This window comes from Phenylobacterium sp. (assembly GCF_020253645.1).
Classification (GTDB): domain Bacteria; phylum Pseudomonadota; class Alphaproteobacteria; order Caulobacterales; family Caulobacteraceae; genus Phenylobacterium.
The window spans coordinates 1-6,149 of record NZ_JADCBG010000129.1; the positions used below are offsets into that span (position 1 = coordinate 1).

Annotated in this window: 6 protein-coding genes; 4 read left to right on the forward strand and 2 right to left on the reverse strand. The window is 69.6% G+C overall.

Annotation, left to right across the window (positions count from 1 at the left end):
- The coding region (gene purB, locus INE98_RS09055; protein ID WP_293538370.1) for an adenylosuccinate lyase at positions 1-1,061 on the reverse strand (1,061 nt) is incomplete at its 3' end.
- Between the two features lie 108 nt (positions 1,062-1,169).
- Positions 1,170-2,669, reverse strand: a complete 1,500-nt coding sequence (locus tag INE98_RS09060) for an MFS transporter (protein ID WP_293538372.1) — start codon at positions 2,667-2,669, stop codon at positions 1,170-1,172.
- Between the two features lie 107 nt (positions 2,670-2,776).
- Between INE98_RS09060 and INE98_RS09065 the strand changes: the two genes are divergently transcribed.
- The 4 genes from INE98_RS09065 to INE98_RS09080 all read left to right on the forward strand — a co-directional run.
- Positions 2,777-3,595, forward strand: coding sequence for an RNA methyltransferase (locus INE98_RS09065; RefSeq protein ID WP_293538374.1), 819 nt, complete (start codon positions 2,777-2,779; stop codon positions 3,593-3,595).
- A gap of 7 nt (positions 3,596-3,602) precedes the next feature.
- Entirely contained in the window at positions 3,603-4,859 is a 1,257-nt protein-coding gene (locus INE98_RS09070; protein ID WP_293538376.1) for a DUF4010 domain-containing protein, read from the forward strand.
- Between the two features lie 95 nt (positions 4,860-4,954).
- Positions 4,955-5,242 carry an Asp-tRNA(Asn)/Glu-tRNA(Gln) amidotransferase subunit GatC gene (gene gatC, locus INE98_RS09075; RefSeq protein WP_293538378.1) on the forward strand — a complete coding sequence of 96 codons (288 nt, stop codon included), beginning with the start codon at positions 4,955-4,957 and terminating at the stop codon, positions 5,240-5,242.
- On the forward strand, positions 5,242-6,149 hold a 908-nt coding region (locus INE98_RS09080; protein ID WP_293538380.1), incomplete at its 3' end, for an amidase. The genes gatC and INE98_RS09080, both read left to right, overlap by 1 nt.

A 6,149-nucleotide genomic window follows, 5' to 3' on the forward strand; every position in this document is an offset into this window, starting at 1 on the left:
AGCCCGCCAAGGCGGTCGAGATTGCGCAGCATGTTCTCCGGATAGACCACCAGGCGCTCGATCACCCCGGCCAGCCGGCGCAGGGCGAAATCGAGGTGGACGGTGGTGTCCGGCGCGATGGCGCGCTCGACGCTGGAATGGCTGATGTCGCGCTCATGCCAGAGGGCGACGTTCTCCAGGGCGGGGGTGACCGCCGACCGGATCAGACGGGCCAGGCCCGTGAGGTTCTCGGTGAGGATGGGGTTGCGCTTGTGCGGCATGGCGCTGGACCCCTTCTGGCCGGGATCGAAAGGCTCCTCGGCCTCCAGCACCTCCGTGCGCTGGAGGTGCCGGATTTCGACAGCCAGTCGCTCGATGGCGCTGCCGGCGACCGCCAGGGCGGCGAAATAGGCGGCGTGGCGGTCGCGGGGGATGACCTGGGTGGACACGGGCTCCACTTCCAGGCCCATCTTCTCCGCCACGTGGGCCTCGACCTCCGGGGCCACGTTGGCGAAGGTGCCGACCGCGCCGGAGATGGCGCAGGTGGCGATCTCCGCCCGGGCGGTGACGAGGCGCTGTCGGGTCCGCTGGAACTCGGCGTAATGGCCGGCCAGCTTCAGGCCGAAGGTGGTCGGCTCGGCGTGGATGCCATGGCTGCGGCCGACGCAGGGGGTCATCCGGTGTTCGAGGGCCCGGCGCTTCAGGGCCGCCAGCACCAGGTCGACGTCCTCGATCAGCAGGTCCGTGGCCCGGGCGAGCTGGACCGCCAGGGCGGTGTCATTGACGTCGGAGGACGTCATGCCCTGGTGCAGGAACCTCGCCTCTGGCCCCACAAGCTCGGTGACGTGGGTCAGGAAGGCGATGACGTCGTGCTTCACCTCGCGCTCGATCTCGTCGATCCGGTCGACGTTGAAGATCACGCCCCGGCCCTTCTCCCAGATGGTCCGGGCGGCCGCCTTCGGGATGACGCCAAGCTCGGCCATCTTGTCGGCGGCGTGGGCCTCGATCTCGAACATGATGGTGAAACGCGTCTGGGGCTCCCAGATGCGGGCGAATTCGGGGCGGGTATAGCGAGGGATCATGGCCGGGACTTCTAGGCCGAGGCGGCCCGGGATGCAAAGCCGACGGCCTGCCTGCCCCCGCCTGGCGCCCCGGATCTCCGCCCAGGGATCCCGGGCGCAAGTCGCCGCTCAATCCTCGCCGCGCACCCGGCGCGCTTCAGCCAGGGCCTTCACCAGTCCGATGGAGCCCAGGAAGTAGTGGAGCGCCGCCCAGAGGTAGAAGCAGGTCGAGATGATCACGCCGGAACGGGTCGCCTCCACGAGACTGGTCTGGCAACGGGCCGCCAGCTCTGCGGAAGATCCCGCCGGCGCAACGCCCCCCGGGCAGGCCTGGGTGAAGCTCTCGCCGCCGCCGATCCCCGAGAACATCTGGCCGAGGGAGGCCAGGATTCCCTGGTGGCTCCCCTGGGTGAAGTTGAACTGAGCGAACTGGTCGATCACCCAGCCGGTGAAGGGCGGGCCCCCGCCGAGGGCGATCAGATTGAGGAAGAACAGCATGATGGCCGCCGCAGTGGCCCGGCGGCGGGTCTCCACCATGTTCTGCACCACGCCGAAGGTCGGCCCGAGGTAGATGTAGTGGAAGATGCCCGGGATCAGGAGGATCAGGGCGGCGGTCTGCCAGGACGGCTGCAGATAGGCGAGGATGTAAATCGGCGTCGCGATGGCGAGCCCGATGGCCGGGGTCAGGGCGTACCAGCGCGGGCTCCTCAGGGCGAGGCGATCCGTCACCACGCCGCCGAGAAGGGTCCCGATACCCGCTGAGATACCCCCCACGAGGCCCGTGATCAGGCCCACCTCGGCGTAGTCCAGGCCAAAGGCCCTTGAAAAGTAGGGCGGCAGGAACTGTCCGGAGCCATATGACCCGAAGGAGGCGATGGTCACGCCGAGCAGCATGTGCAGAACCGGCGACTTGCCGAAGAGCGTCTTCACGATCGCCCAGAGCTCCCTCATCTCTCCGCCCATGGAGAAGGGCGGATGGGCGGCGAGGGAGGTCCCCCCGTCGGCCTCGGAGTGCCCTCGCGGCGGCTCCTTGATCAGCAGCTTGATGGCGATGGCCACGAGGATGCCGGGCAGCCCTACGAGCATGAAGGCCGCCCGCCAGGAGAAGTTCTGGGCCAGCCAGCCGCCGGCCACGGCGCCCAGCATGGTCCCGATGGGGATCCCCAGGGCGTAGACCGCCAGGGCGCTGGCCCGCTTCTTGGGTTCGAAATAGTCGCTGATCAGGGAGTGCGCCGGCGGGTTCAGCCCCGCCTCCCCGAAGCCGACCCCGAAGCGATAGGCCGCCAGCATGGCGAAGCTGGTCGCCGTGCCGCAGAGCGCGGTGAATCCCGACCAGATCACGATGGCCGCGGTGATGATGTTCACCCGGGAGAAGCGTTCCGCCAGCCGGGCGATGGGAATGCCCAGGGTCGTATAGAGAAGGGCGAAGTAGAGCCCGCCCAGCAGGCCCAGCTGGGTGTCGGTGATCTTCAGGTCGACCTTGATGGCCTGACCGATGGTCGAGATGATCGTTCGGTCGACGAAATTGAAGGTATAGGCGACCACGAGCAGGCTCAGGACCACGCTCTTGTAGCTGTTGGTGTAGACGGGCCGTTCCGCAGCCTGCGGCTGCGCTTCAAGCGTTGGCATGAACTTGTTTCCCCCCGGCGCGAGGCCGCTTCCCGCCTCGACTGTAGCCGCTGGACCGGCGAGGGGAAGGGGGCACGTCACTTCCCGGGGTGGCCGCTACGGGCTAGATGCCGTTGATGGCAGAGTGGATCTCCGACGCAGACGACCCGCGAATCGCCGGATACCGGGATGTCCGGGAACGGGACCTCGTCGGCCGGAGCGGCCTCTTTGTGGCGGAAGGCCAGGTGGTCCTGCGTGCGCTGCTGGAGAGCAGGACCGCCGAGCCGGTCTCGATCCTGGTCGCCGAATCCCGTCTGTCCGCCCTTTCCGGCCTGCTTGAGACAGCCGGCGATGGGATTCAGGTCTTCGTCGCTTCCCAGGCGGTGATGGACCGGATCGTCGGCTTCCCGATCCACCGGGGGATTCTCGCCCTGGGCCGCAAGCCCGGGCCGGGGGACCTGGCGTCGATCCTTGGCAAGGCGGATGAGGGGGCCCTGGTCCTGGCCCTGTCGGGGATATCGAACCACGACAACATGGGCGGCCTTTTCCGCAACGCCGCAGCCTTCGGGGTCGACGCCGTGGCGCTGGACTCCGACTGCTGTGATCCGTTCTACCGCAAGGCCCTGAGGGTCTCAGTAGGCGGAGTGCTGAAGACGCCCCATGTCCGTTTCGGCCCCGATGCGGATCTGGTCGGGAGCCTTCAGGCCCAGGGTCTGAGGGTCCTGGCGCTCAGTCCGGCCGGGGAAAGGCCTCTGGCGTCGATTCAGGGCGGCGGCCGGCTGGCGGTGCTTCTGGGGGCCGAGGGAGCCGGCCTGTCTCCAGAGGTCCTTGCGCGATGCGAGACCGTCCGGATTCCCATGGCCGCCGGATTTGATTCCCTGAACGTCGCCACAACCTCGGGTATTGTGCTTCATCACCTCCGGAGCGGGTCGACGGACGCAGGATGAGCCTCGAATGAACGCCTTGGTCGAGCAACCGGAGTTCAAGCTCCTCCTGGCCCTGGGCATTGGTCTCCTGGTCGGCGTCGAGCGGGAGCGCAGCAAGGGCGACGGGCCGACCCGCGGGGCGGCGGGCCTTCGCACCTTCGCCCTGATCGGTCTGGTGGGCGGCGTTGCGGGACTGTTCGGCCAGCCGCTCCTGACGGCTGTCGCCGGGCTCTTCGTCGCCGCGGCGGCCGTCGCCTCCTACCGCCGGTCACGCCCGGATGACCCTGGCCTGACCACCGAAGTCGCCATGTTCGCCACCTTCCTGCTCGGGGTCATGACCGCCGATCGCCCCCAGGCGGCGGTGGCGGCCGGCGTGGTCATGGCGGTCCTGCTGGCCGCCAGGGCGCCCCTCCAGGCCCTGGTCCGGGACGTGCTGACCCAGAGGGAGCTGATGGATGGTCTGGCCTTCGCCATAGCCGCCCTTGTGATCCTTCCCCTTCTTCCCGACCGGGCCATCGATCCGCTTGGCGTGCTGAACCCCTTCTCGCTCTGGCGACTGGCGGTGGTGATGATGGGGCTCAGCGCTCTGGGTTACATCGCCCAACGGCTCGAGGGCGGACGTCGGGGTCTGTTCCTGGCCGGACTCGCCGGAGGACTCGTCTCCTCGACTGCAACCATCGCCGGCATGGCCCGGCGGGCCCGGGAGACCCCCTCGCTGACAGCGCCCGCCGCCGCCGCAGGGGTCGCCTCCATGCTGTCATCGATGGTTTACATGGCGGTCCTGCTGGCCACCCTGCGACCCCAGATCCTGGCTGCACTGGCCGCGCCGCTCTTGCTGGGCGGCGGCGTCCTCCTGGCCTATTCGCTGCTTCTGTCCCGGGGCGGGACCCCGGGGTCGGGCGCGGACGGCGCGAGCGGCCGGGCCTTTGACCTGACCACCACCGCCTTCTTCGTTGGCCTGGTCGCCGCCTGCACGCTCCTGAGCCGGCTGCTGGAGATCTGGCTCGGGGACAGGGGCGTCCTCGCCGGCGCGGCCGCCACGGGGCTCGCCGACGCGCACGCTGCGGCCCTGTCGGTGACGGGGCTCGCCGCAGCCGGAAAGCTGACGGACGTCGTCGCCGTGCTGGGTGTCCTGATCGCCCTTGTCGCCAACATGCTGATCAAGGCGCCGACGGCCTGGGTGCTCGGCGGGCCGGCCTACGGGATCCGGGTGGGCCTGGGCGCGCTGCTCCTGTCGGGCGGCATCCTCGCAGGCGCTGCAGCCGGCGGGCTGCTGTCGGGTTGACGCGCGGCGCTTGTCAAAGGCCGCGCCGGGGAGATAGAGCCTTGCCGGACCCGGCGGCTGAGCCGGAGTGATTTCAGAGCCTTACGGAGCCCCCCATGGCGATTGACGCGGCGACCGTGCGCAAGGTCGCCAGACTGGCGCGGATTGCCGAGCCGGAAGCCCGGATCGAGCCCCTCGCGCGGGAGCTCAGCGGCATCATGGACTGGATCGAGCAGCTGGCCGAGGTTGACGTCGACGGGGTGGAGCCCATGACGTCGGCCGTCTCCCAGGCCGCGCCTCTCCGGGACGACGTGGTCACCGAGGGTGGTGATCCCGAGCGCGTCCTCGCCAACGCCCCCCGCCGCGCCGGCGACTTCTTTGTGGTCCCCAAGGTGGTCGAGTAATGTCCGGACTGACCGACCTGACCCTCCGCGCCGCCCTCGACGGCCTCGCCGCCGGGACTTTTTCGTCCGAGGAGCTGACCCGGGCCCACGTCGAGGCCATCGAGGCCGCCCGGCCGCTGAACGCCTACATCCTGGAAACCCCTGAGAGGGCCCTGGACATGGCCCGGGCCTCCGACGTCCGTCGGGCCTCCGGAGACGCAGGGCCCCTGGATGGCGCCCCCCTCGGGATCAAGGACCTCTTCTGCACCGACGGCGTGCCCACCACGGCGGGCAGCCGGATCCTGGGCGGCTTCACGCCCACCTATGAATCCACGGTCACCTCCCAGCTCTGGCGCGATGGCGCGGTGATGCTCGGCAAGCTGAACCTGGACGAGTTCGCGATGGGCTCGTCCAATGAAACCTCGGCCTTTGGTCCTGTGGTCAGTCCCTGGCGCCGTCGCGGCGATTCCGCGCCCCTGACCCCCGGCGGTTCCTCCGGGGGCTCGGCTGCGGCGGTCGCCGCCGGTCTCTGCCTGGGGGCGACGGCCACCGATACGGGCGGCTCCATCCGCCAGCCGGCCGCCTTCACGGGCACTGTGGGCATCAAGCCGACCTACGGCCGCTGTTCTCGGTGGGGGGTGGTGGCCTTCGCCTCCTCGCTGGACCAGGCCGGGCCGATCGCCCGGACCGTCGAGGACGCCGCCCTCCTGCTGCAGTCCATGTCGGGGCATGACCCGAAGGACTCCACCAGCCTGGACGTCGAGGTCCCCGACTTCGCCGCCTTCGTCGGGCGCTCGGTGAAGGGCCTGAGGATCGGGGTGCCGAAGGAGTACCGCGTCGACGGCATGCCGGCCGAGAGCGAGGCGCTCTGGGAACAGGGCATCGCCTGGCTGCGCGAGGCGGGCTGCGAGATCGTCGAGGTCTCCCT

What these genes read in the sequence shown, in the direction of transcription:
- INE98_RS09060 (WP_293538372.1), bottom strand. Translation starts at nt 2,669, where the DNA reads ATGCCAACGCTTGAAGCGCAGCCGCAGGCTGCGGAACGGCCCGTCTAC.
- INE98_RS09065 (WP_293538374.1), top strand. Translation starts at nt 2,777, where the DNA reads ATGCCGTTGATGGCAGAGTGGATCTCCGACGCAGACGACCCGCGAATC.
- INE98_RS09070 (WP_293538376.1), top strand. Translation starts at nt 3,603, where the DNA reads ATGAACGCCTTGGTCGAGCAACCGGAGTTCAAGCTCCTCCTGGCCCTG.
- gatC (WP_293538378.1), top strand. Translation starts at nt 4,955, where the DNA reads ATGGCGATTGACGCGGCGACCGTGCGCAAGGTCGCCAGACTGGCGCGG.